A 17,882-nucleotide genomic window follows, 5' to 3' on the forward strand; every position below is an offset into this window, starting at 1 on the left:
CAGGTTGTGCATGCCTTTGTGGGAGCGAGCTTGCTCGCGATGGCTGCCCCGAAAAGATCGCAGATTTTGTTGTCCTGTTGGTCAGCATTTTGCATTGGTGCTGCACAGCCAACCTCACAACAAAATGGAGTTCGAGTTCATGCACAAACGCCCCTTGAAGAAGTTGCTTTGCGCCGTCGTCGCCGCCGTCGGCCTGGGCGCCGGCCTGAATGCCAGTGCCGCCGACCCGCTGAAGGTCGGCTTCGTCTACATCGGCCCGATCGGCGACCACGGCTGGACCTATCAGCATGAACAAGGGCGCAAGGAGCTGGCGGCGAAATTCGGCGACAGGATCACCACCAACTACGTGGAAAACGTGCCGGAGGGGGCCGACGCCGAGCGGGTGATCCGCAACATGGCCAAGGACAAATACGACCTGATCTTCACCACCTCCTTCGGCTACATGAACCCGACGCTGAAAGTCGCCAAACAGTTCCCCAAGGTGATCTTCGAACACGCCACCGGCTACAAGCAGGACAAGAACCTGGGCACGTACCTGGCTCGCACCTACGAAGGCCGCTACGTCGGCGGTTTCCTCGCGGCCAAGATGACCAAGACCAAGAAGATCGGCTACGTTGCCTCCTTCCCGATCCCGGAAGTCATCCGCGACATCAACGCCATCCAACTGGCCCTGAACAAATACAACCCCGGTACCGAGATCAAGGTGGTGTGGGTCAACTCCTGGTTCGACCCGGGCAAAGAAGCCGACGCCGCCAACGCGCTGATCGACCAGGGCGTGGACGTGGTGTTCCAGCACACCGACAGCCCGGCGCCGATCCAGGCCGCCGAACGACGCGGCGTCTATGCGGTGGGCTACGCTTCGGACATGGCCCACTTCGGGCCCAAGGCCGTGCTGACCTCCATCGTCAACGACTGGGGCCCGCATTACATCCAGGCGACCCAGAGCGTGCTCGACCATGACTGGAAATCCCAGGACTACTGGGGCGGCCTGAAGGAAGGCACGGTGAAACTGCCGATCAGCGACCTGGTGCCGGCAGCGGTCAAGGGCGAAGCCGAGCAGATCATCGCCGACATCGAGAGCGGCGCCTTCCATCCGTTCACCGGCCCGATCAAGGACCAGGCCGGCGTCGAGAAAATCCCCGCGGGCGCGAGCGCCACCAACGCGGAGCTGGCGTCGATGAATTATTACGTCGAAGGCATGAAGGCCGAGATTCCCAAATAGCCTTCAAGCCCAATAGCAATCCCATGTGGGAGCGGGCTTGCTCGCGAAGGCGGCGCATCAGTCAACATTGATGCTGAATGTACCGCCGTCTTCGCGAGCAAGCCCGCTCCCACAATGGGGCCTCTATTCCATTTCAGGAAAGCCGCATGAACAGCCTGCCCATCATCGACATCAGCCCGCTCTACGGCGATGAGCCCGACGCCTGGCAAGCCGTCGCCGGGCAAATCGACCGCGCCTGCCGCCAGTGGGGCTTTTTCTACATCAAGGGCCACCCCATCAGCCCGGCGCGCATCGCCGAGGTACTGGGCAATGCTCAACGCTTCTTCGCCCTGCCCGTCGAAGAAAAGCTCAAGATCGACATCACCCAGACCCGTCACCATCGCGGCTACGGCGCCGTCGCCACGGAACAACTGGACCCGACCAAGCCCAGCGACCTGAAGGAAACCTTCGACATGGGCCTGCATTTGCCGGCCGATCACCCCGAGGTGTTGGCGGAAAAACCCCTGCGCGGCCCCAACCGGCATCCCGACCTGAGCGGTTGGGCAACCTTGATGGAGCAGCATTACCGTGACATGCAGGCGCTTGCGCAAACCCTGCTGCGGGCCATGACCCTGGCCCTGGGCATCGAACGGGACTTTTTCGATACGCGCTTCAACGAGCCGGTGAGCGTGCTGCGCCTGATCCATTACCCACCCCGCGATGCCGCCAGTTGCGCCGAACAGCAAGGTGCCGGCGCTCATACCGATTACGGTTGCATCACCCTGCTCTATCAGGACGCCGCCGGCGGTCTGCAAGTGCGCAACGTCAACGGCCAGTGGATCGACGCGCCGCCTATCGACGGTACCTTCGTGGTCAACCTCGGCGACATGATGGCGCGTTGGAGCAACGACCGTTACCTGTCCACGCCGCATCGGGTGATCAGCCCGCTGGGAGTGGACCGTTATTCGATGCCATTCTTTGCCGAGCCGCACCCCGACACGCTGATCCAATGCCTGCCCGGTTGCCAGGATGACGCCCACCCGCCAAAGTACCCGACCACCACCTGCGCCGAATTCCTGCTCTCGCGCTTCGCCGACACCTATGCTTACCGACGGGAGCCCCACGCCGTGTAGTGGATCAGCCGGTCAGGTTTTACCCGACAGGGCGGCCAGCCCCCTGTAGAATGCCCGCCATCGCTTCGCTGATGAGAAAAGACCATGTACGACTGGCTGAACGCCCTGCCCAAGGCTGAACTGCACCTGCACCTGGAAGGCTCCCTGGAACCCGAGCTGCTGTTCGCCCTGGCCGAACGCAACAAGATCGCTCTGCCATGGAACGACGTCGACACCCTGCGCAAGGCCTATGCCTTCAACAATCTCCAGGAATTCCTCGACCTGTATTACCAGGGGGCCGATGTGCTGCGCACCTCCCAGGATTTCTACGACCTGACCTGGGCCTACCTGTTGCGCTGCAAGGCGCAGAACGTGATCCACACCGAACCGTTCTTCGACCCGCAAACCCACACAGACCGTGGCATCCCGTTCGAAGTGGTGCTCAACGGCATCGCCGCCGCCCTCAAGGACGGAGAGCAGCAACTGGGCATCACCAGCGGCCTGATCCTGAGTTTCCTGCGCCACCTGAGTGAAGAACAAGCCGAGAAAACCCTCGACCAGGCGCTGCCGTTCCGCGAGGCTTTCGTGGCCGTGGGCCTGGACAGTTCGGAAATGGGCCATCCACCGAGCAAGTTCCAGCGCGTCTTCGACCGCGCGCGCAACGAAGGCTTCCTGACCGTCGCCCACGCCGGCGAAGAGGGCCCGCCCGAGTACATCTGGGAAGCCCTGGACCTGCTGAAGATCCAGCGCATCGACCATGGCGTGCGGGCCATCGAAGATGAGCGACTGATGCAGCGGATCATCGACGAGCAGATTCCATTGACCGTGTGCCCACTGTCCAACACCAAGCTGTGCGTGTTCGACGACATGTCCCAGCACAACATCCTCGACATGCTCGAACGCGGTGTGAAGGTGACGGTGAACTCCGATGACCCGGCCTACTTTGGCGGCTACGTCACCGAAAACTTCCACGCCCTGCACACCCACCTGGGCATGACCCAGGACCAGGCCAAGCGACTGGCGCAGAACAGCCTGGATGCGCGGCTGGTAAAACCTTAAGCCAGACAATCACCCCTGTGGGAGCGAGCTTGCTCGCGATGGCGGTACATCAGTCGACATAGATGTTGAATGCCAGACCGCTATCGCGAGCAAGCTCGCTCCCACAGGGGGTTGGTGTTTAATCGGCCACCGTACCCTCGCTCAACTCCTCCAGGGTCTTGCCCCGGGTTTCCATGCCGAACACCCAGACCACCCCCGCCGCCACGGCGAAGCACAACGCCCCCAGGGCGAATACACCGCCCTGGCCGGTGATGGGAAACACCAGGCCAGTCACCAGGGGACCGAGCAGCGAACCGATACGACCCACCGCCGAAGCAAAGCCCGAACCCGTGGCCCGCGCCGAGGTGGGGTACAGCTCCGGCGTGTAGGTGTAGAGCACCGCCCACATGCCAAACAGGAAAAACTGCATCAGCAAACCGGTGCCGATCAACAGGCCGACGTTGCCGCCAAACACCGCACTCTGCCCATACAGAAACGCCATCACCCCACCGCCCAGCAAGGTGATGATGCACACCGGCTTACGCCCCCAACGCTCCACCATCCAGGCCGCCATCAGGAAGCCGGGAATCCCGCCAAGGGAAATCAGCACGGTGTAATACACCGACTGGGTCACGGCGAACCCCGACTGCTGCAACAACGCGCTGAGCCAGGACGTCAGGCCATAAAAACCGAGCAAGGCAAAGAACCAGACACTCCAGATCATCATCGTGCGCTGGCGATACAGCGGCGACCAGATCTGTGCCAGGGCCGAAAAGAAATTGCCCGGCGTGCTCTCGACCCTCGGCAGGCGAATCGGCTCCGGCAGGTCGCGCCGCCCCAGCGAGACCCGGACCTTGTCTTCGATTCGCTTGAGTACCGCGTCCGCTTCATCACCCCGTCCGGCCTGCTCCAGCCAGCGCGGCGACTCGGGAATGAAGAAGCGAATCGCCAGGACGAACACTGCCGGCACCGCCAGCACCAGGAAGATGTCGCGCCAGCCCACCACCGGCAGCAGAAAATACGACAGCACCCCCGCCGCCACGAAACCCAGTGGCCAGAAGCCGTCCATCAAGGCGATGTAGCGCCCTCGACGCTTGGCCGGGATCAACTCCGAGAGCATCGACTGGGCAATCGGAAACTCCATGCCCATGCCGATGCCCAGCAGGACGCGAAACAGCGTCAAGGTCTCGACGTCCTGGGCGGTGGAGCACAGGTAACTGGCGATGCCCCACAGCACGATGCTCCACTGGAACACCGGCTTGCGCCCGAAACGATCAGCCAGCATGCCTGACAGCGACGCACCCAGCACCATGCCGAAGAAGCTGGAGCTGGCGAGCAGACCGGCCTGGGCGGTGCTCAGGCCGAACTCGGCTTTGATCGAGCCCAACAGGAACGTCATCATCGCCAAGTCCATGGAGTCGAAGAAAAACGCCAGGGCGATGATGATGAAAATCACCCGGTGATACCCGCTGATAGGTAACCGCTCCAGGCGTTCCGCCGCGCTGTAACCGTGAGTATTCATGTTGCTGCCCCCCCCAATCCAAAAAAAAATCCCCGGATCGAGTGTGCGCGAACCTTGCTGGCGGCTATTGCTGAATACGACCTGTCGACAGCCCTGAGCGACGCGCCAGGCGAGTTCCCTAGAACGCCATCTCTACGGCATCCTGCCGGGCGAACCGGTGGATTTCCTGCTGGCCCAGCGTCGTCACCTGCAAGGCCCGCGAATCGTTGGGCAAGGTCAGCCAACCCGACTGCATGAACAGTTGCAGCAACGCCGCCCCCAGCGCGCCGCCCAGATGCGGACGACGCTCGCTCCAGTCCGGGCAAGGGCAGGCGACACGGGCGTTGCGATGGGCCAGGGCCTGGATGAACAGGCCACGCTCGGCCAGTTGAGTGGCGCCCTTGTGCGTGACGATCGCCCGTTGTTCGAACTGCTCGATCCATCCCGCGTCGAGCAGGCGCTGGTAGAGATCCGCCGCCAGGGTTCCCCCCAAGTGATCGTCGCACAGCCTGGCCCGCATCAACGAAGCGGGGGCCGACGGGGCCTTGGTCGGCATGGCCCGGCGCTTGAAGACATCCGGAATCTGCCGTGGCGTACTGACCAGGGTCGCGCTGGCCAGCGCTTCGACGGCCGCGCCGATTTCAGGCGCGGCCAGGCGGAAAAACCGCTTGCGCCCCCGGGCTTCGACTTTCAACAGGCCGCCGGCGGACAAGCGCCCCAGGTGCGCATTGGCCGAGGACGGCGACAAACCGGCGAGCAACGCCAACTCTTCGGCCTGGCGGGCCGTGCCGTCCATCAAGGCCCACATCATTGCGCTGCGCTTGGGGTCAGCCAGCAGCGTGGCGATCTGGCTGATGCAAGGTGCATGTTCCATGTATTCACTCCCTGTTGAATCATTCGTCTACTGCTCTGGCGCAGGCGGTCGTTAGTATAAGCGCGACGATCGAGCTTTCCTGTCCTCCGGAAACCTTTGGAGGCGATTGTTCATGAGGGAAAAGTCTCTATTTGCGCGCGACTAATGGCCGGCCCCCGTCGGGAGTGGAAATCGAGCCGTCAACTCACCGCAGCGAGCCTGGAGCATGTCCCGCAAAAGTTTGATCGGTTTGCTCAATTGCGCCCGGTGGGCACACAGCAGATTGAGGGGTGCGCGTTCGCATTGCAGGTGCGGCAAGAGGATTTTCAAACGCCCGGTCAGCACGTCAGTGGACACATCCAGCCACGATTTATAGGCGATCCCGGCCCCCGCCACCGCCCAGCGGCGCACCACGTCGGCGTCGTCACTGAAACGGTCGCCACTGACGGTGAGGCTCACCTCTCGCTTGCCGTCATGAAAAGCCCATCGGTCATGGACCCGGCTGCCCAGCATGTACAGCAGGCAGTTGTGTTGGGCCAGTTGTTCCAGTTGATGAGGTTCGCCCCGGCGAGCCAGATAATCCGGCGATGCACACAGCACCCGACGGTTGTCCGGGGCGACAGGCAAGGCCACCAGGCTCGAATCCTCAGGCTCGCCATAACGCAGGGCGATGTCCACCGGCTGCTTGAACAGGTCGGCCATGCGATCGCCCAGTAGCAGTCGCACCGTCAGCCCGGGGTGCTCGCGCTGGAACGCATCCAGCCAGGGCAATAGCAGGTTGCGTCCCAGGTCCGACGGCGCGGACAACTGCAACACCCCACTGACCTGGTCCTGGCCGCTGGTCAACAAGCGCCGGCCTTCGTCAAGGCTGCTCAATGCGGCCCGGGCATATTCGAGAAAACTCTCGCCCTCGGCCGTCAGGCGCAAGCTGCGGGTGGAGCGGGCCAACAGCCGGGCGCCGAGGTGCTGCTCGATCCGTTTCAACGCGGCACTGGCCACCGCCGCCGACAGGTCCATGACCCTGGCCGCGGCCGAAAGACTGCCCAAGTCCGCTGCCCGGACAAACAATTGCAAGTCATCGAAGCGAAGCATCACGCGCCCATTATCAAAAAAGTATTGAAAGAGCCTGTTGTTTTAGCCGGTTTTATCTCGGCTATAAATAGCTAAACATGGCCTTCATCGAAACTCACCTTACGGAGCCGCTTCATGAAAGCCATTGCCTACTACCACTCGCTACCCATCACCGACCCACAATCGCTCCAGGACATCGAGCTGCCGGAACCGGTCGCCGGTCCCCGGGATCTGCTGGTGGAGGTCAAGGCCATTTCGGTCAACCCGGTGGACACCAAGGTCCGCCAGAACGTCCAGCCCGAAGACGGCGTCGCCAAGGTGCTGGGCTGGGACGTGGCCGGCGTGGTCAAGGCGGTGGGCAGCGAGGTCACGCTGTTCAAGGCCGGGGACAAGGTGTTCTACGCCGGTTCCATCGCCCGGGCCGGTGGCAACAGCGAATTGCACGTAGTGGATGAACGCATTGTCGGCCACATGCCCAAGACCCTCGGTTTCGCCGACGCGGCGGCGCTGCCGTTGACGGCCATCACCGCCTGGGAATTGTTGTTCGAGCGCCTGAATATCCAGGAAGGCCAGGACAACCAGGGCCAGAGTCTGTTGATCGTCGGCGCCGCAGGCGGCGTGGGGTCGATCCTGACGCAACTGGCCAGCCAACTCACCGGGTTGAAGGTGATTGGCACCGCGTCCCGTGCGCAAACCCAGGAATGGGTGCGCAGCCTGGGTGCCGACCTGGTGATCGACCACAGCCGCCCCTTGAGCGAAGTATTGAAGGAAGCAGGCCAGCCCCAGGTGACTCACGTCGCCAGCCTGACCCAGACCGACCAGCACCTGGACCAACTGGTCGAAGCCCTCGCCCCCCAGGGCAAACTGGCGCTGATCGACGATCCCAAGGCGCTGGACGTGACCAAGCTCAAGCGCAAGAGCCTGTCGTTGCATTGGGAATTCATGTACACCCGCTCGCTGTTCGAAACGGCTGACATGCTTGAACAACACAAACTGCTCAACCGCGTGGCCGCGCTGATCGACGCCGGTACGCTGAAGACCACGGTGGGCGAGCATTTCGGCACCATCAACGCCGAGAACCTGCGCCGGGCCCACGCCTTGCTGGAAAGCGGCCAGTCCAAGGGCAAGATCGTGCTTGAAGGTTTCTGACCCAAGACACGATGATGGCCTGGCGCTTGTGGGAGCAAAGCTTGCTCGCGATGGAGGCGCCGCGGTTCTCTATAAAACCGCGTCATCATTTATCGCGAGCAAGCTTTGCTCCCACAAAACCCATGCCGTCAGTCCGAGAATTGACCGTTGTCACAACTCCGATCGTATTCGGGTCTACACTCGAGGCCTTTGCAACGTAATCTTTTCGTGAGGAGGTCAGCAATGAAGATCCTGATAAAAGAAGTGGCAAAAAACCAATGGCAAGTGCGTCTTGACCGGCACGTCGTCACCTTCCGTACCGAGGCCGAAGCCCAGGCTTTCGCCACAACCTTGCAAGCGCGGATCCACGCGCCCCATCATTTCCCCGAACAGCAGCAGCGCGCGGCCGGCTGAGTCAGCCCTCGCGACTGGCCTGGGCCAATACCCGGGCATTTTGCAGGCGACGAGTCAGCATCGCCGCGCTCACCACCAACAGCCCGCAAAGGCTGATGACCAGCGCCATTGGCACGGCGGTGCCGTTATGCAGCGCCGCCACCAATGCGGCCGCCCCGGCGGCCACGGAAAACTGCAGGCATCCCAGCATCGCCGACGCGCTGCCGGCCCGGGCGCCCTGCCCGTTCATGGCGCAGGCCGAAGCATTAGGCAGGATGCAACCCAGACTGGCGATGCAGATAAACAGCGGAACCAGCAGTGGCCACAACTGCGCAGGTTGCAATGAACTGACGGCCAGCAGGCTCAGCCCCGCGCCCAGGTAGACCCATACCGCGCGGCTCAGCAGGAACGCCGGGCCGCGCTTGGACAGCAGCCGGGCGTTGACCTGGGCGACCAGGATGAAGCCCGCCGCATTGGTGCCGAACAGCCAACCGAAATGTTCGGCCGGGACACCGTAGAGCTTGATGAAGACGAAAGGCGAACCGGCGATGTAGGAAAACATCCCGGCGATAGCGATGCCTCCCGTCAGCGCATGGCCGAGGTAGACGGCATCGGTCAATAACCGGCCATATTGGCGCAACGCCCCCGACAACGGTTGCCGAGGGACATAATCCGGCAAGCTTTCCGGTAGCCACAAGGCCACCGCCGTCGACGCCAATGCACTGAACACGGTCAGGGCAATGAAAATTGACTGCCAGCCATGCAGGTTCACCAACAACCCGCCCAGCATCGGCGCGAGAATCGGCGCCAGGCCCATCACCAGCATCAGTTGCGAAAACACCTTGGCCGAACCCACCGCGTCGCATTTGTCGCTGACCACCGCCCGGGAAATCACCATCCCGGCGCATCCGCCCAGGGCCTGGACGAAGCGGGCACCGATCAGCCATTCGAGGTTCGGCGCATAGGCGCAAGCCAGGGACGCCAGGGTGAACAAGCCGACGCCCGTGAGCAGCGGAATGCGCCGCCCGAAGCGATCCGCCACCGGCCCATAGGCCAGTTGCCCGATGGACAAGCCGAGGAAGTAGGCCGCCAGGGTCAACTGGATGTGTTTTTCGTCAGTACCGAAGACGGTGGCCATCGCCGGAAAGGCGGGCAGGTAGAAGTCGATCGCCAAGGGACCGAAAGCGCTCAAGGCGCCAAGAATCAGAATGGTGCGAAGGTTCATCAAGCGTCCAGCTCAGGCGTCGTTCGACAGCCCGACAGTCTAGCCGTGCCGGGCGCTCTTGAACATTCCGATAGGTCGCTAACGATTAAAAAACTTCAGGCGGGACTAGCCTCATAGCCTTCTTCCTTGATGGCCGCGAGCACGGCATCGGTCGCCAACGAGCTCTGGACCCGGACGGTCTTGGCACCCAGGTCCACTTGCACGTCCGCCGCCGGATCCCTGGCCTGGACAGCCTGGGTGATGGCCTTGACGCAGTGACCGCAAGACATGCCCTGGACATTGAATGTTTGCATGAGATGACTCCTTGGATTGAGGTTGCCGCCAGTCTCAAGCTTGCCATCATGGCAAGGTCAAGTTCTGACAAAAACTGCCGGGCTGGCAATCGGCATCGCCGTCAGCCAAGCTGCACATATCAAGGATTTCACACCGGAGGTTCAGCCATGCGCTGGTCAGCGTTCAGTCTGTTTTGCATGCTCGGTTTTTCAGCGGTGGCGCCCCAGGCCTCGGCCGTCGGTGAAGACTATGGCGTGTTGATCATTTCCCGCGAGCGCCTGGAAGTGGCGACCAGTTGCGAAATCGGCATATACATCCAGGATCAACTCTCGGCCCGGCTGTTCCAGGAGCAGAGCACCTCGTTCAACCTGCCGCCGGGCCAGTTTTCCTTGCGCCTGAAATTGCTGCCGGGACAGGCGCCGGGTTGCAACCCAGGCATGCTCGCGCCTGGGTCGCAGAACATCACCCTCAAGGCCGGGGACATCTTGAAGTTCCGCATCGCCATGAATGAACAAGGTATGTACCTCAAGCAGGCTGGGCTCGGTTACTGACACGCCACTCGAACTTGTGGTTGCGAGCCCCTGTGGGAGCGAGCTTGCTCGCGATGGAGATCTAACATCCACCATGGATGTCGACTGAACTACCTCTATCGCGAGCAAGCTCGCTCCCACAGAGGATTGGCGCTTGACCTTGCCAGCATGGCAAGGTTGATCCTGTAGTCATTCACTACAGGGAGCGTGACCGATGTCCGAATCCACCACATTCGACCTACCCATTGCCGGCATGACCTGCGCCAGCTGCGCCGGGCGGGTCGAGCGGGCCTTGAGCAAAGTCGCCGGTGCCAGCGCCGTCAGCGTCAACCTGGCGACGGAACTGGCACGTGTCCAGGCCCCCGAAGGCAGCCTGCCGGCCTTGAAGCACGCCGTCGAACAGGCAGGCTATGGCGTTCCCGTGCACACCCTGGAACTGAACATCGAAGGCATGACCTGCGCCTCCTGTGTCGGCCGGGTCGAACGTGCCCTGGGCAAGGTCGACGGCGTGAACAGCATCAGCGTCAACCTGGCCAACGAGCGGGCCCACCTCGAACTGCTCGGCCAGGTGGATGCGCAAACCCTGATCGATGCGGTCAAGCGCGCCGGCTATGACGCCACGGTCTGGCAGGCCGAGCAGGTCGCCGACATGCAGAACAACCGTCTGAACCGTGAACGCCTGGCCCTGGTGCTGGCGATTGTGCTGTCGGTGCCGTTGGTGCTGCCCATGTTGCTGCAGCCGTTCGGCGTGCATTGGATGCTCCCGGCCTGGGTGCAGTTCGCCCTGGCGACGCCGGTGCAGTTCATCTTCGGTGCGCGTTTCTACGTCGCCGCCTTCAAGGCCGTGCGGGCCGGTGCCGGAAACATGGACCTGCTGGTGGCCCTGGGCACCAGCGCTGGCTACGGCTTGAGCCTCTATGAATGGGCGATCGCCCGGCCCGGCAGCATGCCGCACCTGTATTTCGAGGCTTCGGCCGTCGTGATCGCCCTGGTGTTGCTCGGTAAATACCTGGAGAGCCGCGCCAAGCGCCAGACCGCCAGTGCCATCCGCGCCCTCGAAGCCTTGCGCCCGGAACGGGCGATCCAGGTGATCGATGGCCAGGAGCGGGACGTTGCCATCAGTGCCCTGCGCTTGAATGACCTGGTGCTGGTCAAGCCCGGCGAACGCTTCCCGGTGGACGGCGAAGTGCTGGAAGGCCAGAGCCACGCCGACGAAGCGCTGATCAGCGGCGAAAGCCTGCCGGTGCCCAAGCAGCCCGGCGACAAGGTCACCGGCGGCGCCATCAATGGCGAAGGCCGGTTGCTGGTCCGCACGCAAGCCCTGGGCACCGAAACCGTCCTGGCGCGCATCATCCGCCTGGTGGAAGACGCCCAGGCCGCCAAGGCGCCGATCCAGAAACTGGTGGATAAAGTCAGCCAGGTCTTCGTACCGGTGGTGCTGGTGCTGGCCCTGGCGACGTTGATCGGCTGGTGGCTGTATGGTGCGCCACTGGAAACCGCGCTGATCAACGCCGTCGCCGTGCTGGTGATCGCCTGCCCCTGCGCCCTGGGCCTGGCGACGCCCACGGCGATCATGGCCGGCACCGGCGTGGCGGCGCGCCACGGGATTCTGATCAAGGATGCCGAGGCCCTGGAACGCGCCCATGAAGTCACGACCGTGGTGTTCGACAAGACCGGCACGCTGACCTCCGGCACGCCGCGCATCGCCCACTTGACCGCCCTGGACGGCGATGAAGATGCGTTGCTGAAAATGGCCGGCGCGCTGCAACGCGGCAGCGAACACCCGCTCGCCAAAGCCGTGCTGGACGCCTGCGCCGAGCGCGGCCTGGATGTGCCGGATGTCAGCGACAGCCAGTCCCTGGCCGGGCGCGGCATTGCTGGCAACCTCGCCGGGCAACGCCTGGCCCTGGGCAATCGCCGTCTGCTGGACGAACTGGGCCTGGACCCCGGCTCGCTGGCCGAATCCGCACAGGCCTGGGAAACCGAAGGCCGTACATTGTCCTGGCTGCTCGAACAAGGCGCGACGCCGCGGGTGCTGGGCCTGTTCGCCTTCGGTGACACCCTCAAGCCCGGCGCTCTCGCCGCCGTACAGGCCTTGAATGAACAGCACATCGTCAGCCATCTGCTCACCGGCGACAACCAAGGCAGCGCCCGGGTGGTGGCCCAGGCGCTGGAGATTTCCAATGTTCATGCCGAGGTACTGCCAGCGGATAAATCCGCCATCGTCCAACAATTGAAGCGCCACTCGGTGGTGGCGATGGTGGGCGACGGCATCAACGACGCCCCGGCCCTGGCCGCCGCCGACATTGGCATTGCCATGGGCGGCGGCACCGACGTGGCGATGCATGCCGCGGGCATCACCCTCATGCGTGGCGATCCACGACTGGTGCCGGCGGCCTTGGACATCAGCCGCAAGACCTACGCCAAGATCCGCCAGAACCTGTTCTGGGCGTTCGTCTATAACTTGATCGGCATCCCCCTGGCGGCATTCGGCTTGCTCAACCCGGTGCTGGCCGGCGCGGCCATGGCCCTGTCGAGCGTCAGCGTGGTGAGCAATGCGTTACTGTTGAAGTTCTGGACACCCAAGCAGTTGGAGGACAAGCGATGAACATCGGCCAAGCGGCCCACCAGAGCGGCCTGAGCGCGAAGATGATCCGCTATTACGAATCCATCGGCCTGCTCAAGGCCGCCCATCGCACCGACAGCGGCTACCGGATCTACGGCGCCGATGACCTGCACACCCTGGCGTTCATCAAGCGCTCCCGCGATTTGGGGTTTTCCCTGGAAGAGGTCGGCAAATTGCTCGCTCTCTGGCAAGACCGCCAACGCGCCAGCGCCGACGTCAAGGCCTTGGCCCGGCAACACATCGATGAACTGAACCAGAGAATCCGCGAACTGGCCGAACTGCGCGACACCTTGCAAGACCTGGTCGAGCACTGTCACGGCGACCACCGTCCGGATTGCCCGATCCTCAAGGAACTGGCGTCGGGGTGCTGCAAGAGTTGATGTCCACAAAAAAAACCGACCATTAGCCTAATGCCAGTCAGTTAAGCCCCACACCTGTGGGAGCAAAGCTTGCTCCCACAGGTTTTGTGTCGTTTGGGGGCTTAACTGACTGGCACTAGGCTGTTGGCCGGGTTTCTGTTCAACCGATCATTGCATCCACGGCGGCGGTGGTTCTTCGGTCTTGCCGGGTGGGGCATCGTCGGCGGCGCGGACGGCCTGACGGCGCTCTTCATCCAGGCGGGCGGCCTCGATTTCACGCATGATCCCACCGACATCCGCCAGTTCTTCCGGCTCGTCGAACTCGCCGGTCAGCACGCTGGCCGGGTGCAGGGTACCAGCTTCGTACAGCGCCCACATTTCCTTGGCGTACTTGGTGCGCTTGAGTTCCGGGGCAAACCGACCGAAGTAGGACGCCATGTTGCCCACGTCCCGCTCCAGCATGCTGAAGGCATGGTTGTTACCCGCGGCATCCACGGCTTGCGGCAGGTCGATGATCACCGGCCCCGTCGGCGTCAGCAGCACGTTGAACTCCGACAGGTCACCGTGCACCAGACCGGTACACAGCATCAACACGATCTGGGAAATCAGAAAGGCGTGATATTCACGGGCCTGGTCCGGCTCCAGCACCACATCGTTCAGGCGCGGCGCCGCATCGCCGTACTCGTCGGCCACCAGCTCCATCAGCAGTACGCCTTCGAGGAAGTCGTACGGCTTGGGCACGCGCACACCCGCGCTTGCCAGGCGGAACAGCGCCGCCACTTCGGCATTCTGCCAGGCGTCCTCGGTTTCCTTGCGCCCGAACTTCGAGCCCTTGGCCATGGCCCGGGCCTGACGGCTGTTGCGCACCTTACGGCCTTCCTGATACTCGGCCGCCTGACGAAAACTTCGCTTGTTCGCCTCCTTGTAGACCTTCGCGCAACGTAGCTCGTTGCCGCAGCGCACCACATAAACAGCTGCTTCTTTACCACTCATGAGTGGGCGCAGCACCTCGTCGACCAGACCGTCCTCGATCAGGGGTTCAATGCGTTTTGGAGTCTTCATCAGCTTTTATTGTGGGTCCTTTATTACCAAACACGCGAATGACAGTCGTTATACGGCAATCCTTCCTCCACGGGGAGGGGTTGCCGACCTATGAACCTGTGATGCACACAATGTGCCGGATCAATCGACAGCGTCGAATCATAGCCGAGACCGGCGCTGGCGTTGGCAACTGAATATCCAGGTATTTGCGACAAGAGCTGACAGTCATGTCTACCGCCAGCCGTAGGCAAGTGCGCCAGCTCAATGCTTGAACAACTCCCCCGGCGTATACCCGAACATCCCCTTGAACGCGGCAATGAATGCGGACGTTGAATCGTACCCACACGACAACGCGGCGCTGGTGACGCTGTCCCCTTTCTCCAACGAGCCCAGGGACGACAACAGGCGCATGCGCTGGCGCCAGGCACGAAAGCTCAGGCCGGTCTCACGCTGGAACAGACGCATCAGGGTTTTTTCCGATGTGCCCAGACGTTCAGACCAGGCTTGCAAGGTGACGTTCTGTTCAGGCTGTTCGATCAATTCGTTACACAGCGCCAGCAAGCGGGCATGTCGCGGCAGTGGCAGGGAAAATCCCACTTCCGGCAACGTCGCCAACTGGTCCAGCAACACCTGCACCAGCCGTTCTTCCTGGGTATCGCCTTGGGGATAATCGACCGGCAGCTGACAGAACACCTTGATCAACTCACGGGCCAGTGGCGTGACTTCCAGCACCCGACAGCGCTCATCGGCCCAGGGGCAGGCGTGACGATGGACATACAGGCTGCGCATTTCCGCCCGGGTGGAGGTCACCACCTGATGTTCCAGGTCGGCGGGGATCCAGATACCCCGTTGTGGTGGGGCGAAGAAACTGCCGGCGGCGGTGTGTACGCCGAGAACGCCGCTGATGGCGTAGGAAAATTGCACCCAGTCATGGCGATGGGCCTGCGTCCAGGAACCGGCGCTCAAACTTTCGACACGGGCGTACAGCGGCCTCGGCAATTGCGCCAGGTCGGGGATACGTCGTTCCAGCTGCTGATGTCCGTTAGGCGGCATTGATTGGCCTTATGTCGCAAGACGACTGAATAGGGGCGACGTTAGGCTAAGTCGACTTTTCTTACAACATGCGGTGCCCTATGCATATCTTCAGACACCTCAAACGCATGGCGACCGACTGGTTCCTGTGCGGCATGGTGCTCGCCACGCTGCTGGCGTACTTCTTTCCCACCTTTGGTGCCACGGGCGGTGCCATGCATGCCGAATGGGTGGTCAACATCGGCATCTTCGTGGTGTTCTTCCTGCACGGGGTCAACCTGTCCGGCGAGCAGATCCGCCATGGCCTGAAGAACATCCGGCTGCACGTGATGGTGCAGGCCTTCACCTTTGGCGTATTTCCGTTGCTCTGGCTGCTCAGCAACTGGCTGCTGGGCAGCCATGTGCCGGCACTGCTGATGCTGGGGTTCTTCTACCTGTGCGCCCTGCCCTCGACGATTTCTTCCTCGGTGGCCCTGACTGGCAGTGCAAAAGGTAACGTGCCGGCGGCGATTCTCAACGCGAGCCTGTCCAGCGTGCTGGGCATTTTCCTGACACCGTTGCTGGTCAGTTTCGTGGTCGGCAGCGGCGCCGGTGGCATCGACCTGGGTTCGACCTTGCTCGACCTGTGCATGATGTTGCTGCTGCCGCTGGTGCTGGGGCAGTTCCTGCGGCGTTGGCTGGCCGGTTTTTTCGGTCGGTACAAACGCTACACCAGCGTCATCGACAAGCTGGTGATCCTGCTGCTGGTCTACGCGGCCTTCTGCAACTCGATGGTGTCCGGCATCTGGCGCCAGCAAGGCAACGGCGTGTTGCTCAGCGCAGTGGTGGGCAGTGCCGTGCTGCTGGCAATCATCCTGTGGGCGACCACCCGCACCGCCCGCGCCCTGAAATTCAATAGCGCCGACGAAGTCGCCGCGGTGTTCTGCGCCAGCAAGAAATCCCTCGCCGCCGGGGTGCCGATGGCGGCGTTGATTTTCGGCAACCATCCCGGCCTTGGGCTGATTCTGCTGCCGATCATGATCTACCACCCGATGCAGTTGATCGTCTGCTCGATCCTGGCCGAGCGCTACGCCAGCCAGCACAAGGCACTGGCGTCCCGCCAGGAGGGCGCCCTCGTCAACGCTCGATAATCGCCGTCACACCCTGGCCGGCGGCGGCGCAGATGGAAATCAACCCGCGACCTCGCCCGGCGGCATCCAGCAACTTGGCGAGGTTGGCGACAATGCGCCCGCCCGTGGCGGCAAACGGATGCCCGGCGGCCAGGGAACTGCCCTTCACGTTCAACCGACCGCGGTCGATGGACCCCAGTGGTGCGTCGAGGCCCAGACGGGTCTTGCAATAGTCCGGGTCTTCCCAGGCCTTCAGCGTGCATAACACTTGGGCGGCGAACGCTTCGTGGATCTCGAAGTAATCGAAGTCCTGCAAGGTCAGGCCGTTGCGCGCCAGCAATCGCGGCACGGCGTAGACCGGGGCCATCAGCAACCCTTCGGCGCCATTGACGAAATCCACCGCCGCTGTTTCACCGTCGCGCAGGTACGCCAGGATCGGCAGGCCCCGGGCCTTGGCCCATTCTTCACTGCCCAGCAGCACCAACGAGGCGCCGTCGGTCAGTGGCGTGGAGTTGCCCGCCGTCAGCGTGCCCTTGGCACTTTTTTCGAAGGCCGGCTTGAGGGAGGCGAGTTTCTCCAGGGTCAGGTCCGGGCGCAGGTTGTTGTCCCGGGTCAGGCCGAGAAACGGTGTCATCAAGTCGTTCTGCCAACCTTCGGCGTAGGACGCGGCCATTTTCTGATGGCTTTCCAGGGCCAACTGGTCTTGGGCCTCCCGGGGGATCTGCCAGGTCTGGGCCATCAATTCACAGTGCTCGCCCATGCTCAGGCCGGTACGCGGCTCGTTGATGCGCGGCAAGTCCGGCACCAAGTGCTGGGGGCGCAATTGCAGGAAAGTTTTGATTTTCTCAGCGGTGGTCTTGGCGCGATTGGCTTGCAGCAAGATCCTGCGCAACCCTTCATTGACCCCGATTGGCGCATCCGACGTGGTGTCGACACCGCCGGCAATGGCGCTGTCGATCTGGCCCAGGGCGATCTTGTTGGCCACCAGCAGCACCGTTTCCAGCCCGGTGCCACAGGCCTGTTGGACGTCATAGGCCGGCGTGCTGGGCGACAGCCGCGAACCGAGCACGCATTCACGGGTCAGGTTCATATCCCGGGAAAACTTGAGCACGGCGCCGGCGGCCACTTCACCGATGTGCAGGCCATGCAGGTTGTAGCGCTCGATCAGCCCCTCGAGAGCAGCCGTCAACATCGCCTGGTTGCTGGCGGTGGCATAGGGCCCGTTGGAGCGGGCGAAGGGAATGCGGTTACCACCGATGATTGCGACGCGGCGTGGTTGTGTCATGAAGAACTCCCCTGTAGGTCTGATGCACTAAGAAAACTCAACCGCCCCCTGTGGGAGCCAAGCTTGGTTCCCACAGGGGGTCGGTGCCCTGGACAAAGCGCCCCC

General features: G+C 62.7%; 17 protein-coding genes. 9 read left to right on the plus strand and 8 right to left on the minus strand.

Annotation, left to right across the window (positions count from 1 at the left end):
* The first annotated feature begins 139 nt into the window (after nt 1–139).
* The 3 genes from BM321_RS22700 (at nt 140) to BM321_RS22710 (ending at nt 3,372) form a co-directional block, all read left to right on the plus strand.
* The gene (locus BM321_RS22700) at nt 140–1,222 is read left to right on the plus strand and encodes a BMP family ABC transporter substrate-binding protein (protein WP_092331151.1); all 1,083 of its coding nucleotides are present in this window, start codon (nt 140–142) and stop codon (nt 1,220–1,222) included.
* 146 nt (nt 1,223–1,368) lie between these two features.
* Nucleotides 1,369–2,334 carry a 2-oxoglutarate and iron-dependent oxygenase domain-containing protein gene (locus BM321_RS22705; RefSeq protein ID WP_092331148.1) on the plus strand — a complete coding sequence of 322 codons (966 nt, stop codon included), beginning with the start codon at nt 1,369–1,371 and terminating at the stop codon, nt 2,332–2,334.
* Between the two features lie 84 nt (nt 2,335–2,418).
* Entirely contained in the window at nt 2,419–3,372 is a 954-nt protein-coding gene (locus tag BM321_RS22710; protein ID WP_060739317.1) for an adenosine deaminase, read from the plus strand.
* 118 nt (nt 3,373–3,490) lie between these two features.
* Here BM321_RS22710 and BM321_RS22715 read toward each other — a convergent pair whose 3' ends face one another.
* The 3 genes from BM321_RS22715 to BM321_RS22725 form a co-directional block, all read right to left on the minus strand.
* Complete coding sequence (locus BM321_RS22715) at nt 3,491–4,873, minus strand: MFS transporter (protein WP_092444884.1); 1,383 nt, start codon at nt 4,871–4,873, stop codon at nt 3,491–3,493.
* 118 nt (nt 4,874–4,991) lie between these two features.
* Entirely contained in the window at nt 4,992–5,726 is a 735-nt protein-coding gene (locus tag BM321_RS22720; RefSeq protein ID WP_092444886.1) for an ArsR/SmtB family transcription factor, read from the minus strand.
* Between the two features lie 141 nt (nt 5,727–5,867).
* Complete coding sequence (locus tag BM321_RS22725) at nt 5,868–6,797, minus strand: LysR family transcriptional regulator (RefSeq protein ID WP_092444888.1); 930 nt, start codon at nt 6,795–6,797, stop codon at nt 5,868–5,870.
* 114 nt (nt 6,798–6,911) lie between these two features.
* Between BM321_RS22725 and BM321_RS22730 the strand changes: the two genes are divergently transcribed.
* Nucleotides 6,912–7,925: a zinc-binding alcohol dehydrogenase family protein gene (locus BM321_RS22730; RefSeq protein ID WP_092331137.1), complete on the plus strand. Its 1,014-nt coding sequence runs from the start codon at nt 6,912–6,914 to the stop codon at nt 7,923–7,925.
* A gap of 222 nt (nt 7,926–8,147) precedes the next feature.
* Nucleotides 8,148–8,318, plus strand: coding sequence for a hypothetical protein (locus BM321_RS30585; RefSeq protein ID WP_175459516.1), 171 nt, complete (start codon nt 8,148–8,150; stop codon nt 8,316–8,318).
* Nucleotide 8,319: 1 nt separating this feature from the next.
* Here BM321_RS30585 and BM321_RS22735 read toward each other — a convergent pair whose 3' ends face one another.
* The gene (locus BM321_RS22735) at nt 8,320–9,522 is read right to left on the minus strand and encodes a multidrug effflux MFS transporter (RefSeq protein WP_092444890.1); all 1,203 of its coding nucleotides are present in this window, start codon (nt 9,520–9,522) and stop codon (nt 8,320–8,322) included.
* A 95-nt stretch (nt 9,523–9,617) separates the two neighbouring features.
* Nucleotides 9,618–9,815, minus strand: a complete 198-nt coding sequence (locus BM321_RS22740) for a heavy-metal-associated domain-containing protein (RefSeq protein ID WP_092444892.1) — start codon at nt 9,813–9,815, stop codon at nt 9,618–9,620.
* Nucleotides 9,816–9,962: 147 nt separating this feature from the next.
* Here BM321_RS22740 and BM321_RS22745 point away from each other — a divergent pair, with 147 nt between their 5' ends.
* The 3 genes from BM321_RS22745 to cueR all read left to right on the plus strand — a co-directional run bounded on the left by BM321_RS22745 (nt 9,963) and on the right by cueR (nt 13,331).
* Complete coding sequence (locus BM321_RS22745) at nt 9,963–10,346, plus strand: hypothetical protein (protein WP_092171257.1); 384 nt, start codon at nt 9,963–9,965, stop codon at nt 10,344–10,346.
* 193 nt (nt 10,347–10,539) lie between these two features.
* Entirely contained in the window at nt 10,540–12,933 is a 2,394-nt protein-coding gene (locus BM321_RS22750; protein ID WP_092444894.1) for a heavy metal translocating P-type ATPase, read from the plus strand.
* Nucleotides 12,930–13,331 carry a Cu(I)-responsive transcriptional regulator gene (gene cueR / locus BM321_RS22755; RefSeq protein ID WP_092444896.1) on the plus strand — a complete coding sequence of 134 codons (402 nt, stop codon included), beginning with the start codon at nt 12,930–12,932 and terminating at the stop codon, nt 13,329–13,331. The genes BM321_RS22750 and cueR overlap by 4 nt, the downstream gene beginning before the upstream one ends.
* 147 nt (nt 13,332–13,478) lie before the next feature.
* Here the strand turns inward: cueR and BM321_RS22760 are convergent, their stop codons facing one another.
* Together BM321_RS22760 and BM321_RS22765 are read right to left on the minus strand one after the other, a co-directional pair.
* The gene (locus BM321_RS22760) at nt 13,479–14,372 is read right to left on the minus strand and encodes a PA4780 family RIO1-like protein kinase (protein WP_072410317.1); all 894 of its coding nucleotides are present in this window, start codon (nt 14,370–14,372) and stop codon (nt 13,479–13,481) included.
* 240 nt (nt 14,373–14,612) lie between these two features.
* Nucleotides 14,613–15,404 (minus strand): AraC family transcriptional regulator, encoded by a 792-nt coding sequence (locus BM321_RS22765; protein WP_092205106.1) that lies wholly within the window; start codon nt 15,402–15,404, stop codon nt 14,613–14,615.
* 80 nt (nt 15,405–15,484) lie between these two features.
* On the opposite strand from BM321_RS22765, the gene BM321_RS22770 reads away from it, so the two are divergent.
* Nucleotides 15,485–16,513, plus strand: a complete 1,029-nt coding sequence (locus BM321_RS22770) for a bile acid:sodium symporter family protein (RefSeq protein ID WP_092444898.1) — start codon at nt 15,485–15,487, stop codon at nt 16,511–16,513.
* On the opposite strand, the gene BM321_RS22775 is transcribed toward BM321_RS22770, so the two are convergent.
* Entirely contained in the window at nt 16,500–17,777 is a 1,278-nt protein-coding gene (locus tag BM321_RS22775; protein WP_092444900.1) for an acetyl-CoA C-acetyltransferase, read from the minus strand. The genes BM321_RS22770 and BM321_RS22775 overlap by 14 nt on opposite strands.
* Between the last annotated feature and the right edge of the window lie 105 nt (nt 17,778–17,882).

It is taken from the genome of Pseudomonas sp. NFIX10, assembly GCF_900111955.1.
Lineage (GTDB): Bacteria > Pseudomonadota > Gammaproteobacteria > Pseudomonadales > Pseudomonadaceae > Aquipseudomonas > Aquipseudomonas fluorescens_AA.

Coding starts and splice junctions, on each gene's coding strand:
- BM321_RS22730 (WP_092331137.1), top strand. CDS start 6,912: ATGAAAGCCATTGCCTACTACCACTCGCTACCCATCACCGACCCACAA.
- BM321_RS22700 (WP_092331151.1), top strand. CDS start 140: ATGCACAAACGCCCCTTGAAGAAGTTGCTTTGCGCCGTCGTCGCCGCC.
- BM321_RS22775 (WP_092444900.1), bottom strand. CDS start 17,777: ATGACACAACCACGCCGCGTCGCAATCATCGGTGGTAACCGCATTCCC.
- BM321_RS22715 (WP_092444884.1), bottom strand. CDS start 4,873: ATGAATACTCACGGTTACAGCGCGGCGGAACGCCTGGAGCGGTTACCT.
- BM321_RS22765 (WP_092205106.1), bottom strand. CDS start 15,404: ATGCCGCCTAACGGACATCAGCAGCTGGAACGACGTATCCCCGACCTG.
- BM321_RS22720 (WP_092444886.1), bottom strand. CDS start 5,726: ATGGAACATGCACCTTGCATCAGCCAGATCGCCACGCTGCTGGCTGAC.
- BM321_RS22705 (WP_092331148.1), top strand. CDS start 1,369: ATGAACAGCCTGCCCATCATCGACATCAGCCCGCTCTACGGCGATGAG.
- BM321_RS22745 (WP_092171257.1), top strand. CDS start 9,963: ATGCGCTGGTCAGCGTTCAGTCTGTTTTGCATGCTCGGTTTTTCAGCG.
- BM321_RS22740 (WP_092444892.1), bottom strand. CDS start 9,815: ATGCAAACATTCAATGTCCAGGGCATGTCTTGCGGTCACTGCGTCAAG.
- BM321_RS22770 (WP_092444898.1), top strand. CDS start 15,485: ATGCATATCTTCAGACACCTCAAACGCATGGCGACCGACTGGTTCCTG.
- cueR (WP_092444896.1), top strand. CDS start 12,930: ATGAACATCGGCCAAGCGGCCCACCAGAGCGGCCTGAGCGCGAAGATG.
- BM321_RS22710 (WP_060739317.1), top strand. CDS start 2,419: ATGTACGACTGGCTGAACGCCCTGCCCAAGGCTGAACTGCACCTGCAC.
- BM321_RS22735 (WP_092444890.1), bottom strand. CDS start 9,522: ATGAACCTTCGCACCATTCTGATTCTTGGCGCCTTGAGCGCTTTCGGT.
- BM321_RS22760 (WP_072410317.1), bottom strand. CDS start 14,372: ATGAAGACTCCAAAACGCATTGAACCCCTGATCGAGGACGGTCTGGTC.
- BM321_RS22725 (WP_092444888.1), bottom strand. CDS start 6,797: ATGCTTCGCTTCGATGACTTGCAATTGTTTGTCCGGGCAGCGGACTTG.
- BM321_RS30585 (WP_175459516.1), top strand. CDS start 8,148: ATGAAGATCCTGATAAAAGAAGTGGCAAAAAACCAATGGCAAGTGCGT.
- BM321_RS22750 (WP_092444894.1), top strand. CDS start 10,540: ATGTCCGAATCCACCACATTCGACCTACCCATTGCCGGCATGACCTGC.